This is a genomic window from Longimicrobium sp., assembly GCF_036387355.1.
In the GTDB taxonomy this organism is placed as follows: domain Bacteria; phylum Gemmatimonadota; class Gemmatimonadetes; order Longimicrobiales; family Longimicrobiaceae; genus Longimicrobium.
The window spans coordinates 1-17,461 of the sequence record NZ_DASVTX010000039.1 but is presented as its reverse complement, the minus strand read 5'-3'; the positions used below and the strand labels follow the sequence as shown (position 1 = coordinate 17,461).

At 69.1% G+C, this 17,461-nt stretch carries 13 protein-coding genes; 11 read left to right on the top strand and 2 right to left on the bottom strand.

Annotated elements, in window-relative coordinates:
* Positions 1–521: 521 nt before the first annotated feature.
* Positions 522–953, top strand: coding sequence for an HNH endonuclease (locus tag VF665_RS01895; protein ID WP_331051707.1), 432 nt, complete (start codon positions 522–524; stop codon positions 951–953).
* The gene (locus VF665_RS01890; RefSeq protein WP_331051706.1) at positions 941–1,087 is read left to right on the top strand and encodes a hypothetical protein; all 147 of its coding nucleotides are present in this window, start codon (positions 941–943) and stop codon (positions 1,085–1,087) included. Before VF665_RS01895 ends, VF665_RS01890 begins: the two co-directional genes overlap by 13 nt.
* A gap of 110 nt (positions 1,088–1,197) precedes the next feature.
* On the opposite strand, the gene VF665_RS01885 is transcribed toward VF665_RS01890, so the two are convergent.
* Positions 1,198–4,242, bottom strand: a complete 3,045-nt coding sequence (locus tag VF665_RS01885) for a PAS domain-containing protein (protein WP_331051705.1) — start codon at positions 4,240–4,242, stop codon at positions 1,198–1,200.
* A 213-nt stretch (positions 4,243–4,455) separates the two neighbouring features.
* On the opposite strand from VF665_RS01885, the gene VF665_RS01880 reads away from it, so the two are divergent.
* From VF665_RS01880 to VF665_RS01865, 4 genes are all read left to right on the top strand, one after another.
* Positions 4,456–5,709, top strand: a complete 1,254-nt coding sequence (locus tag VF665_RS01880) for a M20/M25/M40 family metallo-hydrolase (RefSeq protein WP_331051704.1) — start codon at positions 4,456–4,458, stop codon at positions 5,707–5,709.
* 95 nt (positions 5,710–5,804) lie between these two features.
* Positions 5,805–7,007: a toll/interleukin-1 receptor domain-containing protein gene (locus VF665_RS01875; RefSeq protein WP_331051703.1), complete on the top strand. Its 1,203-nt coding sequence runs from the start codon at positions 5,805–5,807 to the stop codon at positions 7,005–7,007.
* A 193-nt stretch (positions 7,008–7,200) separates the two neighbouring features.
* Positions 7,201–7,515 (top strand): non-heme iron oxygenase ferredoxin subunit, encoded by a 315-nt coding sequence (locus VF665_RS01870; RefSeq protein ID WP_331051702.1) that lies wholly within the window; start codon positions 7,201–7,203, stop codon positions 7,513–7,515.
* A gap of 178 nt (positions 7,516–7,693) precedes the next feature.
* Positions 7,694–8,305 (top strand): SGNH/GDSL hydrolase family protein, encoded by a 612-nt coding sequence (locus VF665_RS01865; RefSeq protein ID WP_349263088.1) that lies wholly within the window; start codon positions 7,694–7,696, stop codon positions 8,303–8,305.
* 80 nt (positions 8,306–8,385) lie between these two features.
* Here the strand turns inward: VF665_RS01865 and VF665_RS01860 are convergent, their stop codons facing one another.
* Positions 8,386–9,456 (bottom strand): hypothetical protein, encoded by a 1,071-nt coding sequence (locus VF665_RS01860; RefSeq protein WP_331051700.1) that lies wholly within the window; start codon positions 9,454–9,456, stop codon positions 8,386–8,388.
* Between the two features lie 356 nt (positions 9,457–9,812).
* On the opposite strand from VF665_RS01860, the gene VF665_RS01855 reads away from it, so the two are divergent.
* From VF665_RS01855 to mutL, 5 genes are all read left to right on the top strand, one after another.
* Positions 9,813–11,411, top strand: a complete 1,599-nt coding sequence (locus VF665_RS01855) for a TldD/PmbA family protein (RefSeq protein ID WP_331051699.1) — start codon at positions 9,813–9,815, stop codon at positions 11,409–11,411.
* 200 nt (positions 11,412–11,611) lie between these two features.
* On the top strand, positions 11,612–13,180 hold the full coding sequence (gene secD, locus VF665_RS01850) for a protein translocase subunit SecD (RefSeq protein ID WP_331051698.1): 1,569 nt from the start codon (positions 11,612–11,614) through the stop codon (positions 13,178–13,180).
* 21 nt (positions 13,181–13,201) lie between these two features.
* Positions 13,202–14,179, top strand: a complete 978-nt coding sequence (gene secF / locus VF665_RS01845) for a protein translocase subunit SecF (protein WP_331051697.1) — start codon at positions 13,202–13,204, stop codon at positions 14,177–14,179.
* Positions 14,180–14,799: 620 nt separating this feature from the next.
* Positions 14,800–15,558 carry a TatD family hydrolase gene (locus VF665_RS01840; protein ID WP_331051696.1) on the top strand — a complete coding sequence of 253 codons (759 nt, stop codon included), beginning with the start codon at positions 14,800–14,802 and terminating at the stop codon, positions 15,556–15,558.
* A 178-nt stretch (positions 15,559–15,736) separates the two neighbouring features.
* On the top strand, positions 15,737–17,461 hold a 1,725-nt coding region (gene mutL / locus VF665_RS01835), incomplete at its 3' end, for a DNA mismatch repair endonuclease MutL (RefSeq protein WP_331051695.1).

Here is a 17,461-nt window from a genome sequence, read left to right as displayed (position 1 = left end):
GCCAAGTGCCAAGTGCCAAGTGCCAAGTGCCAAGTGCCAAGTGCCAAGTGCCGGGGCAACTGCAACTGTGGTGTTACTGAGCACTTGATCCTGGGCACTGGGCACTCTGAAGCGCGGCGGCATGGCGAATGCCTAATGGATTGGCGTACTTGAAGATGCGCGCCGTCGGGCATTGTGTCCGGAGCCGCGCGCCGGGAGATCGTGACGGAGTCTTGACACAAGATGTGGTGGGGTGGCTTGACGGAATGCCCCACCCGTGGTCATCTTCAACTTGGCCCCAGCAGGTTCGTGCGGCCTCCCCGTTCGCCATCTCCGGATCCACCCGCGCCGTTCCGGCACACGGAAGGCGCGCGCCGGTGCAGGTGTACGGACGTTCGCACGATCCGTGGTTTCCCATTCCTCATCACACGCAGGCAGCCGGGAACGCACAGAACGCAAACGCACAACTCGCCGAAAGGAGGGGCGAGCACATGGGGTGCTTGGCACTGAATGCTTCGTACGAACCGCTTACCATCCTGCCTGTGGAACGCGCGCTCCGGCTCGTGTTCGAGCACAAGGCCGAGGTGCTGGAAGCGGACGACTGCCGAATCTTTCGCTCCGCCCGGGAACGGGTGGCGGCCCCGCTCGTCATCCGGCTCAAGCGGTTCGTGCACGTACCGCGCAGGTTCCGCCGCCAGGTGACCAACACCTTCCTGTTCGCGCGGGACAGCTACCGCTGCATGTACTGCGGCCGCCACAAGGGCCAGCTCCGCGGGCGTGAGTTCCTGACGCGCGACCACGTGGTCCCGCTGTCGCGCGGCGGCGAGAACACGTGGGAGAACGTGGCCACGGCGTGCTCGCAGTGCAACAACCGCAAGGCCAGCCACCTTCCGGAAGAGTGTGCGGCATGCACCTGTCGCGCAAGCCCACCGAGCCCAACTATGTGGAGCTGGTGTGGGCCGTGCGGCGCGTGACCGCCGTGCAGGCCAAGTACGTGGCCATGTTCTACGGCGACGAGGTGCTGGACGCGCTGCGCCGGCACGCCGAAGACGAGCACAGTTCCGCCCCGGATGGTGAACCGGTGCGCCACCTGGCGCTGGTGAGCTGACGGCGGGCCTGTCTCCTCTGGACTGGCCCGCTTTTCTTTGGGACCGACGAGAGCCCTCCTTCACCACCACGTGAAGGAGGGCTCTTCGCATTCCGGAATTCGTGGGCGTCTCACTCCACCGCGGCGCTCTCGGCGGGCCACAGGACGCGAAAGGTGGAGCCTTCGCCCGGGGCGGATTCCACCCACACGCGCCCGCCGCGCCCCTCCACCAGCTTCTTGACGATGGAGAGGCCGATGCCGGTGCTTTCCACCCGGTCGCGCGACTCCAGCGTCTGGAAGATGGTGAAGATGCGATCGTGGAACTCCGGCGCGATCCCCGGGCCGTGGTCGCGCACCGCGAACTCCCACGTGCCCGGGCCGGCGCGGCTTGCGGACACCTCCACCCGGGCCTGGGCGCCGCCGCCGTACTTGACCGCGTTGCCGATCAGGTTCATCAGCACCTGCTGCAGCGGCAGGCGCTCCGTGACGATCACCGGCAGCGCGGGGGCGACCTCGATGGCGGCGCCCGGCGGCGGGGCCAGCAGATCCACGACGTCGCGCACCAGCGCGCCGGTATCCACCGCTTCCGCCTCGGCCCGCACGCGGCCGGCGCGCGAGTACTGCAGGATGCCGTCGATCAGCGCCTCCATGCGCACCGCGCGGCCGCGCAGCAGGGCGAGCTGCTCCTTGACCTCCGGGGTCGCCGCGCCGGCCAGGTCCTCCTCGATCCAGCTGGACAGGTTGCTGATCCCGCGCAGCGGCGCCTTGAGGTCGTGACTGGCCACGTACGCGAACTGGTCCAGCTCGCGGTTGCTGGCCTCCAGCGCCCGCGCCGACCGCGCCAGCTCCTCCGCCTTGAGCTCCACCTCCTTGCGCGCCCGCACCTGCTCGGTGACGTCCACCGCGTGCACCAGGATGTCGCGCCCGTGCGGCCCCTCGCCCGGGAGCGGCCGCCAGACCAGGTTCCAGTAGCTGTCTTCCAGAATCCCCGTCCCCCAGCGGTCGATGGGGACGTTGACCTCCGGGTCCATGTACGGCTCGCCGCTCTCGTACGTCCGGTCCAGCAGCTCGAACAGCCCCGAGTCGCGAAATTCGGGGAAAGCCTCGCGAAAGGGCCGGCCCACCGCGCCCAGCTTGCCCACGGTGCGTTCCCAGGTGGGGTTCACCATGGTGATGATGTGCTCGGGGCCGGCGTACAGCGCCATCACGGCCGGGCTTTCGGAAAAGATCTGCTCCAGACGCGCCCGGCCCACTTCCAGGTCGCGGATCAGCTGCTCCCGTTCATCCGCGGCGCGGCGCTCGGCGTCGATGTCGTCGATCACCACCAGCCCGCCCGTGAGCACTCCTTCCCCGTCACGGATGGGCGCGCCGGTAATGCGCACCCACGCCCGGCTTCCGTCGCCGCGCTGGTAGTGGTAGTCGTCGGGACCCGCCACCTGGCCCGTGGCGAACACGCGCGCGAGCGGATACTCGTGCCCCTGCACGCGCCGCCCGTCCGGGTGGAACGCGATCCATTCGCCGTAATCCTCCACCCCCGCCGAGTGCAGCACCGGGTGGCGGAAGATTTCTTCCAGCCGCCGGTTGCCCATCACGATCTGCCCCGACGGGGCTGCGGCGATGATGATGCCCATGGGTGCGTGCTCGATGATGGCCGCCAGGCGCGCGCCCTCCAGCGCCGCCTTGTCGCGCGCGCGGCGCAGGTCCTCGTTGGCCCGCTGCAACTCGCCGTTGGACGCCTCCAGCTCCGTCTGCACGTCTTCCAGATACGACGCCTGCTGCTGAAGCGCCTCCTTCTGCGTTTCCAGCTCGATGGCCTGCTCCTCCACCAGCCGCCGGGCCTCCAGCTGGTCGGTCACGTCCACCCCGTGCACCAGAATGCCGCCGATGCGGCCGTCCGCCTGCGTCAGCGGCTGGTACACGAAGTTGACGAACCGCTCTTCCATGGGCGCGCCGGGCGTGCGCTGCAGGTGAATGCCGATCTCGTTGCCCACAAAGGGCTCGCCCGTGCGGTACACCTTGTCCAGCAATTCCAGAAAGCCCTGCCCGGCCACCTCGGGAAGCGCCTCGCGAACGGGCTTGCCCACCACCGCGCGGTGCCCCACGAGCTGCAGGTACGGCGGATTGGCGAGCTCGAACACGTGGTCCGGGCCGCGCAGCGTGGCGATGAAGGCCGGCGCCTGCTGAAAGACGGCCGCCAGCCGCGCCCGCTGCGTCTCCATCTCGCGCACCACGCGCTCGCGCTCCTCGTCCGCGCGCGCCCGGGCGATGGCGAGCGCGATGCCGTCGGCGATGATGGCCAGCGTTTCCGTCGTACGTTCGGGGAGCGGGCGCCGCGCGTACAGGGCAATGACGCCCACCGCATGCCCCTCCACCAGAAGGGGATAGCCGGCGAACGACGCGATCCCCTCCCGGTGGGCCCACTCGCCATCGGCCATCCGCTCGTCGCCCGCGACGTCGTTGGTCAGGTAGGGCGCGCCCTCGTGCGCGATGCGGCCAATCCGGTGCGTACCGACCGGCACCCGGCCGTGCGCGCCGTCCCCGGCGGAAACCGCGCCGGATGCGGCGCGCGGCTCCAGCACCGGCTCCGCTTCGCTCAGCGTCCAGATGCGCGCGGCGGCCACGCCCAGGTGCTCCACCACCGCGTCCGTGCACCCCCGCAGCACGTCGTTCAGCGGGCCGCCCTGCGTAACCCGCGTTCCCACCGCCGCGATCAGCGCGGATTCGGCGGCGCGCAGGGCACGCTCTTCCCGCGCGCGAAGCTCGTCCGCGATGCCGCGCGCCTCGATGATGGTGCCGACCGTACGTTCCCCGTCACGGATGGGGCTGGCGGTGAACGCGACCGGGTAGAAGCTCCCGTCCTTGTGGACAAAGACTTCTTCCCCCTGCTCGCGCATGTTGCGCGGAAAGGCGCGGTCGATGGGGCACTCTTCCAGCGGATAGGGCGAGCCGTCCGGCCGCGTGTGGTGGATGAACTCGTGCAGCGGCTTGCCGCGCAGTTCCGCGAGCGTGAACCCGGTCAGCGCCTCCGCTGCGGGGTTCAGGTACGTGCACCGCTGCCGCTCGTTCAGGATGAAGAGCGCGAGCGTCGCGTTGGCCGCCACCGTCTCCAGCTGGCGGCGATAGTGGTCGGCGTCCTGCGGGATCGCGCCCGCGGACGGGGAATCTGTGGTCGTCATGAAGCAACGTCGCGGGTCTGCGCTGGGCCGGTGCGGCCCCGGATGGCCTGCAATAACCTCACCCTGTCCGCCCGTGGCGGGAACCGGTGGGCTGAAATCCATCCTCGCGAAAGCGCCGTGTCGACATCGAACGAGCCGGTCTTTTGCGAGCGCCGGGCGTGCGCTCTACATTCGCCGCGGCCGTCCCGTTCCCCCAGCCATCGCCGATCCGCCATGCCGCATTCCGTCCGCATCGCCGCCGCGACTTCCGCGGCGCTCCTGTTCGCCACGGGCGCCCGCGCGCAGGCCGTGCGCGTGCCGGACCAGCACCCGCGCGTGCGGCAGGCCCTGGAGCACGTGCGCGCCACCGAGCCGCGGACCATCGAAGACCAGATCGCGCTGTGCCAGATCCCCGCGCCGCCCTTCAAGGAAGCCGCGCGGGCGGAGGTGTACCGCCGCCGGCTGGAGGCGCTGGGGCTGCGCAACGTGCGCATCGACAGCGTGGGCAACGTGATCGGCGAGCGGCCGGGGCAGCCGGGCGAGCCCGTCATCGTCATTTCCGGCCACCTGGACACCGTCTTTCCGGAGGGAACGGACGTCACCGTGCGCCGCGAGGGGACGGTGCTGCGCGGCCCCGGCATCGGCGACGACTGCCGCGGCCTGGCGGTGCTGCTTTCCGTGGTCAACGCGCTCAACCAGGCGCAGGTGCAGACGCGCGGCACCATTCTGTTCGTCGGCACGGTGGGGGAGGAGGGGGCGGGCAACCTGCGCGGGGTGCGGCACCTGTTCGGCAGCGAACTGCGCGGCCGGGTGGACGCGTTCATCTCTGTGGACGGCACGGGGCTGGGCCTCACCCGCGACGCGGTGGGGAGCCATCGCTACACCGTTACCTACCGCGGCCCCGGCGGGCACAGCTACGGCGACTTCGGCGTGCCGAACCCCATCCACGCGCTGGGGCGGGCGATCGCGAAGATCTCCGAGTTCCAGGTCCCGTCCGATCCGCGCGTGAGCTTCAGCGTCGGCGTCGTTCAGGGCGGCACCTCGGTGAACTCCATCGCCATGGAATCGTCGCTGCAGATGGACATGCGCTCGGTGGACGAGGGCGCGCTGCAGGCGCTGGACAACCGCTTTCAGCAGGCGATCCGCGCGGCGCTGGACGAGGAGAACGCGCGGTGGACGGAGGGCGCGCGGCTCACGCTCACGGTGGACACCATCGGCATTCGCCCGGGAGGAAGGCAGTCGCCGGACGCGCACATCGTCCGCGCGGCGGAGGCGGCGGGGCGGTCGCTGGGCTTCGCGGTGGAGTCGGGGGCGAGCAGCACGGACGCCAACATCCCCATCAGCCTGGGGATTCCGGCGGTGACCATCGACGGCGGCGGCAAGGGCGGGGGCGCGCACTCGCTGGGAGAGTACTTCGACACGGCGGGCAGCCAGCGCGGCACCGAATGGGCACTTCTCTTCGTCCTCACCCTGGCAGGCGTGCGCTGATCACGAACTCACGTAGATGAACTGTTTTTGCCTGAAAGGGTTAAATATCTTCCCTCGGTTGGCGATGCGGGACACACATCGATGAGCAACGTGGTATGCTGAAGATCACGATCAACGGGAAGCCGGTCCGACCAGCGGATCTTGAGAAAGAGCTCCTTCGGGCCGCAGCGAAGAGAGTGGGGGAAGAGATGCGAGATCGGCTTGGCTCAATCCGCCATCCTGACACGGGAGAATTCCCGAGCATCGTCGTTGAGGGTGACGCTCTGGACGACTTGCGCCTTCGCATCGAAGGGTCGGCAAGTCTGCTGGAAATCGTCAAGGCTCGGCTAACGCCGGAAGACGAGGAAAAGATGACCTACGTGGCCAATGATGCTCAGACACCGAAAGCGTTTCTTAGTTACGGTTGGGATGATCGCGCGCTGGCAGAAAAGATCGCGACAGGCCTTCAAAAGCACGGGATCGAGACATGGTGGGCCGAGTGGGAGATTAGAGGAGGGGACAGCATTCGGCGTAAAATCGATTCCGGACTGGTCGATTGCACACATTTCATCGTGCTGCTGACGCCCACCTCAATCGGGCGGCCATGGGTCAACGAGGAGATTGATGCGGGATTCGTACAGAAGGTGAGGCAGCAAAGCCGGTTTATCCCCCTGCGCTACGCCCTGTCGCACGACGCCTTGCCACCGCTCTTGTCGGGAATGCTTTCGCCAGAGGTAGATGAGGATGCCTCGAACCTGCTTGAACTCATCCACGATATTCACGGTATCAGCCGAAAGCCCTTGCTGGGCGCTGCTCCTTCCGTCGCGCTCACTCCCAAAAGTGAATATTCGGCCGGCGCTACGGCGGTCGCAGGTGTCTTCGTCGCTCGTAGTGAGAACGGTACTTTCGGCGACCCGCAACTGAGAATAGAGGAGCTTGGCGCTTTGCCCGGTTTGTCTCCGGACGAAACGACGGATGCTGTCTACGAACTGAGGTATAGGCTGAGGAAGGCCGTCGACACGATAATGCCAGAGGATTCCTTGTTCTCCGAATTCGATCGTTTGTGGCAGCCATGGAATCCGTCGGTGGATGCTTCCACGCTCGCCGCAGGTTTGGTCAACGATCCGGAGCACCCGGATAAATGCTCTGAGATCGCAACTCGGTACGATTGGCCCGCTCGTCGATTGAATCCCGCAATCAGTTACTTGGCCGAGCGCAATGCAATTCAGTTGATCAGAACGCTTGGGTGTCGCCCATTCGTTGGAGCTTTCGTGAAGAAAACCGACGCGACCCGCCGATTTGTTAAGAGCCGTAGTTGAGGGCCGGGCTCTCGATCGGTGGCGGGCCGGCCTTCTTTTAGGGTCGGCCCGTTGTGCGTCCGCTGGCCGGAACGCGGCATGCGCGATCCGCTCGGACCGGCGGAGGAGGACGAGATGGCCCCCCGACTTGCCCGGCGCGGGGCGGGGGAGCATGTTGGGCGGCTGGAAAACCGACCCGTACCGACGAGTGTTCATGCCCGAGATCCAGGCCGCCCTGCTGGCCGACGTTCCCCAAGGCGAAGCCCGCGAGTTTGCCGTCGCGGGCCGCGAGATCGTGCTCTGCAACGTGGAAGGCGAGATCTACGCGCTGCAGGGGATGTGCACCCACGAGGAGCTTCCGCTGGACGGCGGCGAGGTGGACGGCACGGAGCTCGTGTGCAACTGGCACGGCGCCACGTTCGACGTGTGCACCGGCCGCGCGACGGGCCTCCCCGCCACCAAGGCGCTGGAAACGTACGAGACGCGGGTGGATGACGAGGGCCGCATCTTCGTTACGCTCCCCGGCTGACCCGTAACCGCTGGCCTGAACTTCGCTTACGGCGGATGCAGGGCCGGAGCGACGGCCGCGGGGCGCAGGCGAAGGAGGCGGGATGCGGGGCAGGATGATGGTGATGGCGGCGGCGTTCGCCCTCGCGGCGTTGGCCGGGTGCGGAGGATCCACGACGGGGGGAGAAGCGGAGAGCGGAATGCGCTACCTGGCGCTGGGCGATTCGTACACGATCGGGGAGGGCGCGGGCGAGGCGGACCGCTGGCCGGTGCAGCTGGCCGGCCTGCTGCGCGCTCGCGGCGTGGAGATCGGCGACCCGGAGATCATCGCGCGGACGGGGTGGACCACGGACGAGCTGTCTGCCGCCATCGACCGCGAAGATCCGCGGGGCCCGTACGCGCTGGTGTCGCTGCTGATCGGCGTGAACAACCAGTATCGAGGCCGCGGCGCGGAGGAGTACCGCACGCAGTTCGCGGCGCTCCTGCAGCGCGCCATCGGCTTCGCGGGGGGCGACGCGGGAAAGGTGATCGTCCTTTCCATTCCCGACTGGGGCGTCACGCCGTTCGCGGATGGGCAGGACCGCGCGCGGATCGCCGCGGAAATCGACCTGTTCAACCGCATCAACCGCGAAGAAACGCAGCGGCTGGGCGCGCGCTACGTGGACATCACACCCCAGAGCCGCGCGGCCGCCACCAATCCCGCGTCGTTCGCGCCGGATGGGCTGCACTACTCCGGGCTCACCTACGCGGAGTGGGCACGCCTGGCACTGCCGTCCGCGCTAGCCGCCCCCGGCGCCGCCGCCGCGCCGTAGCGAACGGGCCACCGTCGACCGAAAACCAAAGCCCCCCGCCGGTGTTCCGGCGGGGGGCTCTGTTGTTCAGCAGCGCGACGCTACTCCTTTTCCGGCTCCACGATCTCCACCTTGCCGGACGAGACACGCGGGACGCGGAGCTGCACCGCCTGCCCGGGGCGGTAGCGGCTGAACCGGTCCAGCGGCACCTCCACCTGGTACGTCTTGCCGTCCTTGTCGCGGAAGTGCAGCACGTACTTCTCAATGCGGGCGCCCTCGCGCTCCTTGTCATCCAGCTTTACCGCGGGCCAGGAGGGCTCGCGCGCCGCGTTGCCCCGCGCCCAGACGGTGTCGTTGGGGAGCCAGCGCTCGATCTCGTACGCGAACTTGGTGTCGTAGATCGGCTCCTGCCGGTAGATGGGCTCCTGGTAGCTCTCCGTCCGGTACTTCGTGGTGTATTCCGGCTCGGTGCAGGTGCGGTCCTCGAAGTGGCCGTTGCCCAGGTCGCGCGAGCCGCAGGTGTAGGTGCGCGTTCCCGTCTGCACGCGCTCGGAGACCTGGCGCGTGCGGTTTTCGTAGTGATCCAGCACCTGGCGGTAGTCGCGGATGGCGCGCCAGCTGCGCTGCTGGCGGCCGCCCTGCGGCACGGACCAGTCTTCTTCGCGGACGGTGCGGTAGTCCTGCACCTCCACCGCGCGCTCCCAGTCCGCGGCGGCCACGGTGGCCTCCACCTTCTTGGATCCATTGCACCACATGACGCCCGCGACCAACGCCACCACGAAGGCTGGGGTCTTCCACCGGCGCCTGCGCGGAGCGGCGGCGGCCAGGGCGGGCTGCGGCGCGGCCCGGCGCTCGCGGCCGTCGCGGGGAATGTCGTCCAGGTCGTAGTCGTGCGTGCCCTGCGCGGGGCTGCTCCCCCGCTCGGCGCCGCAGCCGGAGCAGCGGATTTCCGCGGCGGGCGTGCTGGAGTCGCAGTGCTCGCAGATCCAGTCGGCGCCGGCGCGCGCGCGGGCGAGGTGCGCGGAGTCGGTGACCTCCGCGGCGTCTTCGGGAAGATAGAAGCGGACGCCCTCGGGGCGCGGGGTGGCGCAGTTGGGGCAGTTTACCTGCCTGCCGAGCACCCCCACCGTACCACAGGTGGGGCAGTCCCAGCGGCCTTCGCGAATCGCCATCGCAGGATCGGGCGGAACGGGGTCAATCGGGGTGCCGCCCGGGGGCGGCGCGAGCGGGAACAGGAAACGTGCGGTGCATGGAAGATGTTTCATTCCATCACGTTTGCCAAGCGGGTCCACCCCGGTCGGTTGACCGGGTCCCGCCCCATCGCCCTCCCGCGCCCATCCCCCGTACGCCGATGAGCCGCACTCTCGTACTCTCGTACTTCAGTCCAACGCACTCAGCACTCAGCACTCAGCACTCCGCACTCAGCACTCACGCACCCAGCACTCACGCACTCCCCCCCGCACCCTTCCTCGAACGCCCGTTCGACGTTACCATGTTCGCGCATCCCACAACCAGAAGCGCATTGCCCATGAAACGCCGCGAATTCCTCACCCGCAGCGCCGCCCTGGCCGCGGGGCTCACCGTGGTTCCGCAGTCCGGGGCGCACGCCGCCCTCTGGTCGCCGGGCGACGCCGACGAGCGCGAACTGGCCATGCGCGCGCTGGATGCGGCCCGCTCCGCCGGCGCGCAGTACGCCGACGTGCGCATCAGCCGCAACCGCAGCCAGGCCGTGAGCACGCGCGAACGGCAGATCACCGGCTTTCAGGACTCGGAAACGGCGGGCTTCGGCGTCCGCGTGCTGGCCAACGGCGCGTGGGGCTTTGCCGCAAGCCGCGAAATGAACCTGGAGGAGGTCGTTCGCGTGGCCCGCCAGGCGGTGGAGCAGGCGCGCGCCAACTCGGCCGCGCGGGTGCGGCCGGTGGAGCTGGCCCCCGCGGAGCGGGTTGCGGACGGGCGCTGGCGCTCGCCCATTCAGGTGGACCCGTTCACGGTGGACATCGAAGACAAGGTGGGGCTGCTGTTTCAGGCCAACGAGGCCGCGCTGCGGGGCGGCGCGCGCTTCGTGAACTCGTCGCTCTTCTTTCTGCGCGAGGAAAAGACCTTCGCAAGCACGGAGGGGAGCTACACCGTCCAGACGCTGTACCGCACCCTGCCGCAGATGACGGTGACGGCGGTGGGCGCGGGCGGCGGCGACTTCCAGACCCGGCAGTCCACCCCGGTGGCCGCCATGGGGCTGGGGTACGAGCACGTGCGCAACGCCGACCTGGTGAACAACGCGCCCAGGTGGGCGGCGGACGCGGTGGCCAAGCTGACCGCCCGCCCGGTGGAGCCGGGGCGCTACGACCTGGTGCTCATGCCCTCGCACCTGTTCCTGACCATCCACGAAAGCATCGCGCACCCCACGGAGCTGGACCGCATCATGGGGTTCGAGGCCAACTACGCCGGGACCTCGTTCATCAGCCCCATTCAGGACTTCCTGGGCAAGTTCCGCTACGGGCGCGACCTGATGAACATCCAGGCGGAGCGCACCGCCCCGGGCTCGCTGGCCACGGTGGGATGGGACGACGAGGGCGTGCGGCCGGACGAGTACCTGATCGTAAAGAACGGGATTCTGAACGACCTGCAGACCACGCGCGAGCAGGCGCCCTGGCTGGCCGACTGGTACCGCTCGCAGGGGCGGCCGGTGCGCAGCCACGGCAACAGCTACGCGCAGAGCTGGAGCGACGTGCAGTTTCAGCGCATGCCCAACGTGAACCTGATGCCCGACGCGGCCAGGGACACCACGCTGCAGGAGCTGATCGGCGGGGTGGAGAACGGGATCCTGATCGAGGGGCGCGGGTCGTACTCCATCGACCAGCAGCGCTACAACGCCCAGTTCGGCGGCCAGGTGTACCACGAGATCAAGAATGGCCGCGTGGGCGGGATGATCAAGGACGTGGCGTACCAGATCCGCACGCCGGAGTTCTGGAACAGCATGGACGCCATCGGCGGGCGCTCCACGTACGAGGTGCACGGCTCCTTCAACGACGGCAAGGGCCAGCCGTCGCAGAGCAACGCCGTTTCGCACGGGTGCCCGCCCGCGCGGTTCCGCGGCGTAAACGTGATCAACACCGGCCGGCGCGCCTAACTCGCTGCGCGGCAGGCGCTTGCTCCCCGGCCGCCCCGGCGCCGCCCCCCGCGGTGCCGGGGCGGCGCCGGTTGACGCGGGGCGTAAGCGTGGATAGTTTTTGAGGTTATCCCGAATGACGGTTTTTTGGAGTGCCGCTTCTTCGCTCTGAAGAAAGCTTCCGTTCCCCCCTCATCCTCCGCCGGGAGTTCGCACGCCCGATGTTTCAGACACTGAGGGCCCGCCTGGGCCTGATTTTCGTGCTGGCCGCGCTCAGCGTGGCGGTTCTGCTCTGGCACAAGGCCCAGAAGGATGACATTGTCACCCTGGGCCTGGACCTCAAGGGCGGGATTCACCTCGCGCTGGAGATCGACGAGAGCAAGGCCGCTCTCACTCCGGCAGCGCGCAGCGAGGCCATCGACCGCGCGCTCAAGGTGGTGCGCCTGCGCGTGAACGCGCTGGGCCTGTCCGAGCCCGTGGTGCAGAAGGCCGGCGACGACCGCATCGTGGTGGAGCTTGCCGGGCTCACGAACACCAACTCGGCCAAGGACGTGCTCAGCAAGGCGGCGTTCCTGGAGTTCCAGGTGGTGAAGCGCCCGGAAGAGGGGCAGGCCATTCTGGACCGCCTGGACCAGGCGGCCGCCCGCGTGTACCCGGCGGACGCCCGCAAGGCCCCGGCCGCCACCCCGGCCGGCGGCGTGTTCCAGCAGAAGACGCCGGCCGCCGACAGCACCGCCGCGGGCAAGCCGTTCACGAGCAAGATCGCGAACGTGGGCTCGCAGGGGCAGCTGCTGGTGGCGCTCAAGGACACGGCCGCGGTGTCGCGCTACCTGCGCACCCCGGCGGTGGCCGGCTCGCTTCCGCGCGGCACCGAGGTGCTGTGGAACGTGCCCGAGGCCGAGGAAGACAAGCAGTTCCGCTCGCTCTGGCTGGTGGACAGCAAGCCCATGATTACGGGCGAGTACCTGGCCAACGCCACGGCGGGGTCGGACCCGCAGTTCAACCGCCCCGTGGTGTTCTTTGAGCTGAACCGCCGCGGCGGCCGCGTGTTCGAGCGCGAAACGGGCCGCAACATCCAGCGGCAGATGGCGATCGTGCTGGACAACCAGGTGTACACGGCCCCGGTCATTCAGTCGCAGATCGGCCGCAACGGCCAGATCACGCTGGGCAACAGCACGCTGGACGAGGCAAGCGACCTGGCGCTGGTGCTGCGCGCGGGCGCGCTTCCGGCGCCGCTCAAGATCGTGGAAGAGCGCACCGTGGGCCCCAGCATGGGCGCCGACTCGGTGAACAAGGGGATGATCGCCGGCCTGCTGGGCATCGTGGGCGTGGTGGCCATCATGCTGGCGTACTACCGCCTGGCCGGGCTGTTCGCGGTGGGCGCGCTTGCCCTGTACGTGCTGTACACGCTGGGTGCGCTGGCCGCGCTGGACGCGGTGCTCACCTTCCCGGGCATCGCGGGGCTGGTGCTTTCCATAGGCATGTCGGTGGACGCCAACGTGCTCATCTTTGAGCGCATCCGCGAAGAGCTGGACGCCGGGCGCGCGGTGCGGCCGGCGGTGAGCGAGGGGTTCAAGCAGGCGCTGAGCGCCATCGTGGACTCCAACATCACCACCCTGCTGACGGCCGCCGTGCTGTACCTGCTGGGCACCGGGCCCATCCAGGGCTTCGCGGTCACGCTGGGCATCGGCATCATCATCTCCATGTTCACGGCCATCTTCGTGACGCGGACGCTCTTCACACTGTACCTGGAGCGCCGCTCGCCGGCCGCGCAGGGTCTGTCCATCTGACGCGGACGGGAGAAAGCTGACATGCGCATCTTCAAGACGGCCAACTACCCGATCATGCGGTGGCGCACGCGCGCCTACATGGTCACGGCGCTGCTCTTTGCGGCAACCATCGGCGCGATGGTGCTGAACACGGTGCAGCTGGGCTCGTGGCTCAACTACGGCGTGGACTTCCGGGGCGGCACCCTGGTGCACCTGAAGTTCAACCAGCCGGTGGAGATCGACCAGGTTCGCGCGGCGGCCCAGGCCTCCGGGCGCGAGGGGTGGGAGATCAGCCGCTTCGGCAGCGACCGCGAAGTGGTGATCCGCAAGGAAACGTTCCAGGAAAACCTGCAGCGCACCCCGGAGCAGGACGTGCGCGAGGCGCTGCGCAGCCGCATTCCGGACAGCAGCTACGTGGTGGCGCGTACGGAGGCGGTGGGCCCCAAGGTGGGCGACGAGCTTCAGTACCGGGCGCTGATCGCCATCCTGATCTCGCTGGCCATCACCATGATCTACCTGGCGGTGCGCTTCGAGTGGCGCTTCGGCCTGGCGGCCATCGCGGCGACGGGGCACGACATCATCATCACGCTGGGCATTCTGGCCATCACGCGCAACGAGGTGTCGCTGGGCACGGTGGCGGCGTTCCTGACCATCGTGGGCTATTCGCTGAACGACACCATCGTGGTGTTCGACCGCATCCGCGAGAGCCTGGCCAAGCCGCGGCACGACCAGTCGTACATGGATGTGCTGAACCGCGCGATCAACGAAACGCTGCCGCGTACGGTGCTTACGGCGTCGGGCACGCTGGTGACGCTGGTGTCGCTGTTCCTGTTCGGCGGGCCGGTGATCCGCGACTTCGCGCTGGTGCTGATCCTGGGCATCGCGATCGGAACGTTCTCGTCGATCTTCGTGGCGGCGCCGGTGCTGTACTTCATCCAGAACCGGTGGCCGAACAAGCCGAAGCGGCAGCAGGCCGCGGCGTCGCACACGGCCCGCCCGCGCCAGCGTACGGCGGTTTGAACGGCAGTGCGGAGTGCTGAGTGCTGAGTAGCCTCGCGTTGCTCACGGAAGCCGCCGCGGACCCCGGGTCCGCGGCGGCTTTCTTGTGGTGGAGGATGGGGATGCGTGCGCGGGAGGTCGCGGGAGCCCCGGAGCGGAGCCGGCGCGGGCAGCCTGCACACGGGGGCGGCGGGCGGTGCCGCGGGGGGCGTCTGAGCGGATGAATCCGCCGCTCGAACAGCGGTAAGCCCCGACACGTGGCCGCTGTCGCGCCCACGTTCGGGGCTTCAACTGCGTTGGATGCGAGCGGGGACGGCGCGGGCGGTCGGCCACGCGGGCGGCGGGCGGTGCTGCGGGTGGCGGGCGGTGCCGCGGGTGGCGCTCGCGCTGAGTTTTCCGCGTTTTCGCGGAGAGGCATCCGGCGCGTCAGGCCGGTGTGGAGGCCCGTGCCGATCCACCTGATCGCGTCCGTTTACGGAGCCCGGCGAACACGGCACTCCGCGGCCCCGCCCCGGACTCACCTTGCCGCGCGACGGATGAGGCGCCACACTGCGCCGCGAGTCGCCTCACTCAGCACTCAGCACTCACCACTCAGCACTCAGCACTCAGCACTTCTCTTCCGCACTCACGCACTTCAATCCATGATCGATACGCACGCCCACCTCGCCTCGGCCAAGGTGCTCCCCGACGTGGATGCCATTTTGGCGCGCGCCCGGGCCGCGGGGGTGACGACCATCATCTCCATCGCCACGGGGGTGGAGGACGCGCGGGTGTGCCTGGACCTGGCCCGGCGCTTTCCCGACGTGTACGCCACCGCCGGCATTCACCCGCACTCCGCGGCGGACTACAGCGACGAGTCCATGGCCGCCATCCGCGCGCTGCTGAACGAACCGCGGGTGGTGGCGCTCGGCGAGACGGGGCTGGACTATCACTACGATTTTGCGCCACGGGACGTGCAGCGCACCAACTTCGCCGCGCACCTGCAACTGGGGCGCGAGACAGGGAAGCCCGTGATCGTCCACGCGCGCGAGGCGGACGCGGACGTGCGCGAACTGCTGCGCGATGCGGGGCAGGGGACGTCCGGCGTGCTGCACTCGTTCAGCAGCGGCCGCGCGCTGCTCGAAGAGGCGCTGGCGATGGGGTGGTACGCGTCGTTCTCGGGGATGGTGACGTTCAAGAACTATGACGCGGAAGACCTGGTGCGGCTTGTTCCCGCGGACCGCATCATGGTGGAGACGGATACGCCGTACCTGGCGCCCGTCCCCAAGCGCGGCAAGCAGAACGAGCCGTCGTTCGTGCCGCACACGGCCGCCCGCTGCGCCGCCATCCGCGGCGAGGACCCGGAGGAGTTCGCCGCGCGGACGACGGAGAACGCGCGGCGGTTCTACGGGATCGAATAGACTCGTTCCGGCCAGCGCACGCACGCTGCCCGCCTTGGACAGGGAGCCCCGGACCGCGCGAACGCGCCGTCCGGGGCTTCTGCCATTCCATACGGATCCCGGCTGCTGTCAACGGTTGACCCGGATGGGCGTGCGGAGTAGCTTCCCACCCGAAATTCACCCGAAGCAGCGACGCCCGATGCCCCGCAGGATCCACGTTCTTTCCGAGAAGCTGGCCAACCAGATCGCCGCCGGCGAGGTGGTGGAGCGGCCCGCTTCCGTGGTCAAGGAACTGGTGGAGAACGCGCTGGACGCGGGCGCCGGCCGGGTGGACGTGGTGGTGCGCAACGGCGGCAAGACGGAGATCCGCGTAGCGGACGACGGGCACGGGATGGGGCGCGAGGACGCGCTGCTTTCCATCGACCGCCACGCCACCAGCAAGATCCGCTCGGAGCAGGACCTGGCCGCCATCCGCACGCTGGGATTCCGTGGCGAGGCGCTCCCGTCCATCGCCTCGGTGAGCCGCATGGTGCTGGAGACGGCGGAGCGCGAGGGGAACGGCACGCGCGTGGTGGTGACGGGTGGGCAGATGGCGGCGGTGGAGGAGTGCGCGCGGCGGGTGGGAACGACCATCAGCGTGCGCAGCCTGTTCTTCAACGTGCCGGCCCGCGCCAAGTTCCTGCGCAGCACCGCCGCGGAAAACCGCGCCGTGGGCGAGGTGGTGACCACGCAGGCGCTCGCCGCACCCAACATCGCGTTCTCACTGGACTCCGGCGGGCGCGACCTGCTGGCCCTTCCCGCGGCGGGCAACCTGGGGGAGCGCATCGCCGCGCTGTGGGGGAACGAGGCGGCGGAGGAACTGCTCCCCGTGGCGCACCGTGTGGGAGGCGCGGCGCTCAGCGGGCTGGTGCAGCGCCCCAACGCCGCGCGGCCGGGCGGGCGGCGCAGCTACTTTTTCGTGAACGGGCGCGCCTTCAGCGACCGTACGCTGGTGCGCGCGGCGGACCGCGCCTACCGCACCACCATTCCCGCCGGCGTGCATCCGCACCTGTTCCTGTTTCTGGAAGTGCCGGACGGGGAGGTGGACGTGAACGTCCACCCCGCCAAGGCGGAGGTGCGCTTTCGCGACCGCATCGGCATCGAGCGGCTGATCGAGGAAGGCGTTCGCGCGGCGCTGGCGGGAATTGAAAGCACGCCCAGCATCGGGATGCGCGCCGCGGAGTCCGCCCCGTATCCCACGACGACGGGGTATGGGACCATGACGCTGCGCGAGCCGGTGCAGCCCTGGGGCGCCGCGCCCGCTTCTTCCGATGGCGGGTCCGACGCGCGCCCGGAGCCCGCCGCGGAGCCGCAGATGACGCTGTTTGTCACGGGCGGCGGGGATGCCGCGGCGGCGGGAAAGGGAAAGGGCGGCCCCCTTCCCGCGGACCTGTTCGAGGGCGGCGTGCCGGTGATGTGGCAGATTCACAACACCTACATTCTGGCGGAGACGCGCAGCGGGCTGGTGATGGTGGACCAGCACTCGGCCCACGAGCGGGTGCTGTACGAACAGATCGTGGGAAACTTCGAGCACGGCGGGGCGGAGAGCCAGCGGCTGCTGTTTCCCATCACGCTGCGCCTGAGCCCGGCGGAGTACGCGCTGGTAGAGCAGATCCGCGGGGTGCTGGAGCGCGCGGGGTTCGAGGTGGAAGGGTTCGGCGGGCGGTCCATCATTGTGCACGCGGTGCCGAACCCGCACCCGTACTTTGACGCGGAACGCTGCCTGCGCGAGATGATCGGGGAGCTGACGGACGGATCGCCGCTGGTGGACAGCGCCCGGACGCAGCACCAGCGCATCGCGCTCTCGATGGCGTGCAAGGGCGCCATCAAGGCGGGGCAGCGGCTCACGCAGGTGGAGATGTCGGAACTGTTCGACAGGCTTTTC

Coding starts and splice junctions, on each gene's coding strand:
- VF665_RS01885 (WP_331051705.1), bottom strand. CDS start 4,242: ATGACGACCACAGATTCCCCGTCCGCGGGCGCGATCCCGCAGGACGCC.
- VF665_RS01880 (WP_331051704.1), top strand. CDS start 4,456: ATGCCGCATTCCGTCCGCATCGCCGCCGCGACTTCCGCGGCGCTCCTG.
- VF665_RS01875 (WP_331051703.1), top strand. CDS start 5,805: ATGCTGAAGATCACGATCAACGGGAAGCCGGTCCGACCAGCGGATCTT.
- VF665_RS01870 (WP_331051702.1), top strand. CDS start 7,201: ATGCCCGAGATCCAGGCCGCCCTGCTGGCCGACGTTCCCCAAGGCGAA.
- VF665_RS01865 (WP_349263088.1), top strand. CDS start 7,694: ATGCGCTACCTGGCGCTGGGCGATTCGTACACGATCGGGGAGGGCGCG.
- VF665_RS01860 (WP_331051700.1), bottom strand. CDS start 9,456: ATGGCGATTCGCGAAGGCCGCTGGGACTGCCCCACCTGTGGTACGGTG.
- VF665_RS01855 (WP_331051699.1), top strand. CDS start 9,813: ATGAAACGCCGCGAATTCCTCACCCGCAGCGCCGCCCTGGCCGCGGGG.
- secD (WP_331051698.1), top strand. CDS start 11,612: ATGTTTCAGACACTGAGGGCCCGCCTGGGCCTGATTTTCGTGCTGGCC.
- secF (WP_331051697.1), top strand. CDS start 13,202: ATGCGCATCTTCAAGACGGCCAACTACCCGATCATGCGGTGGCGCACG.
- VF665_RS01840 (WP_331051696.1), top strand. CDS start 14,800: ATGATCGATACGCACGCCCACCTCGCCTCGGCCAAGGTGCTCCCCGAC.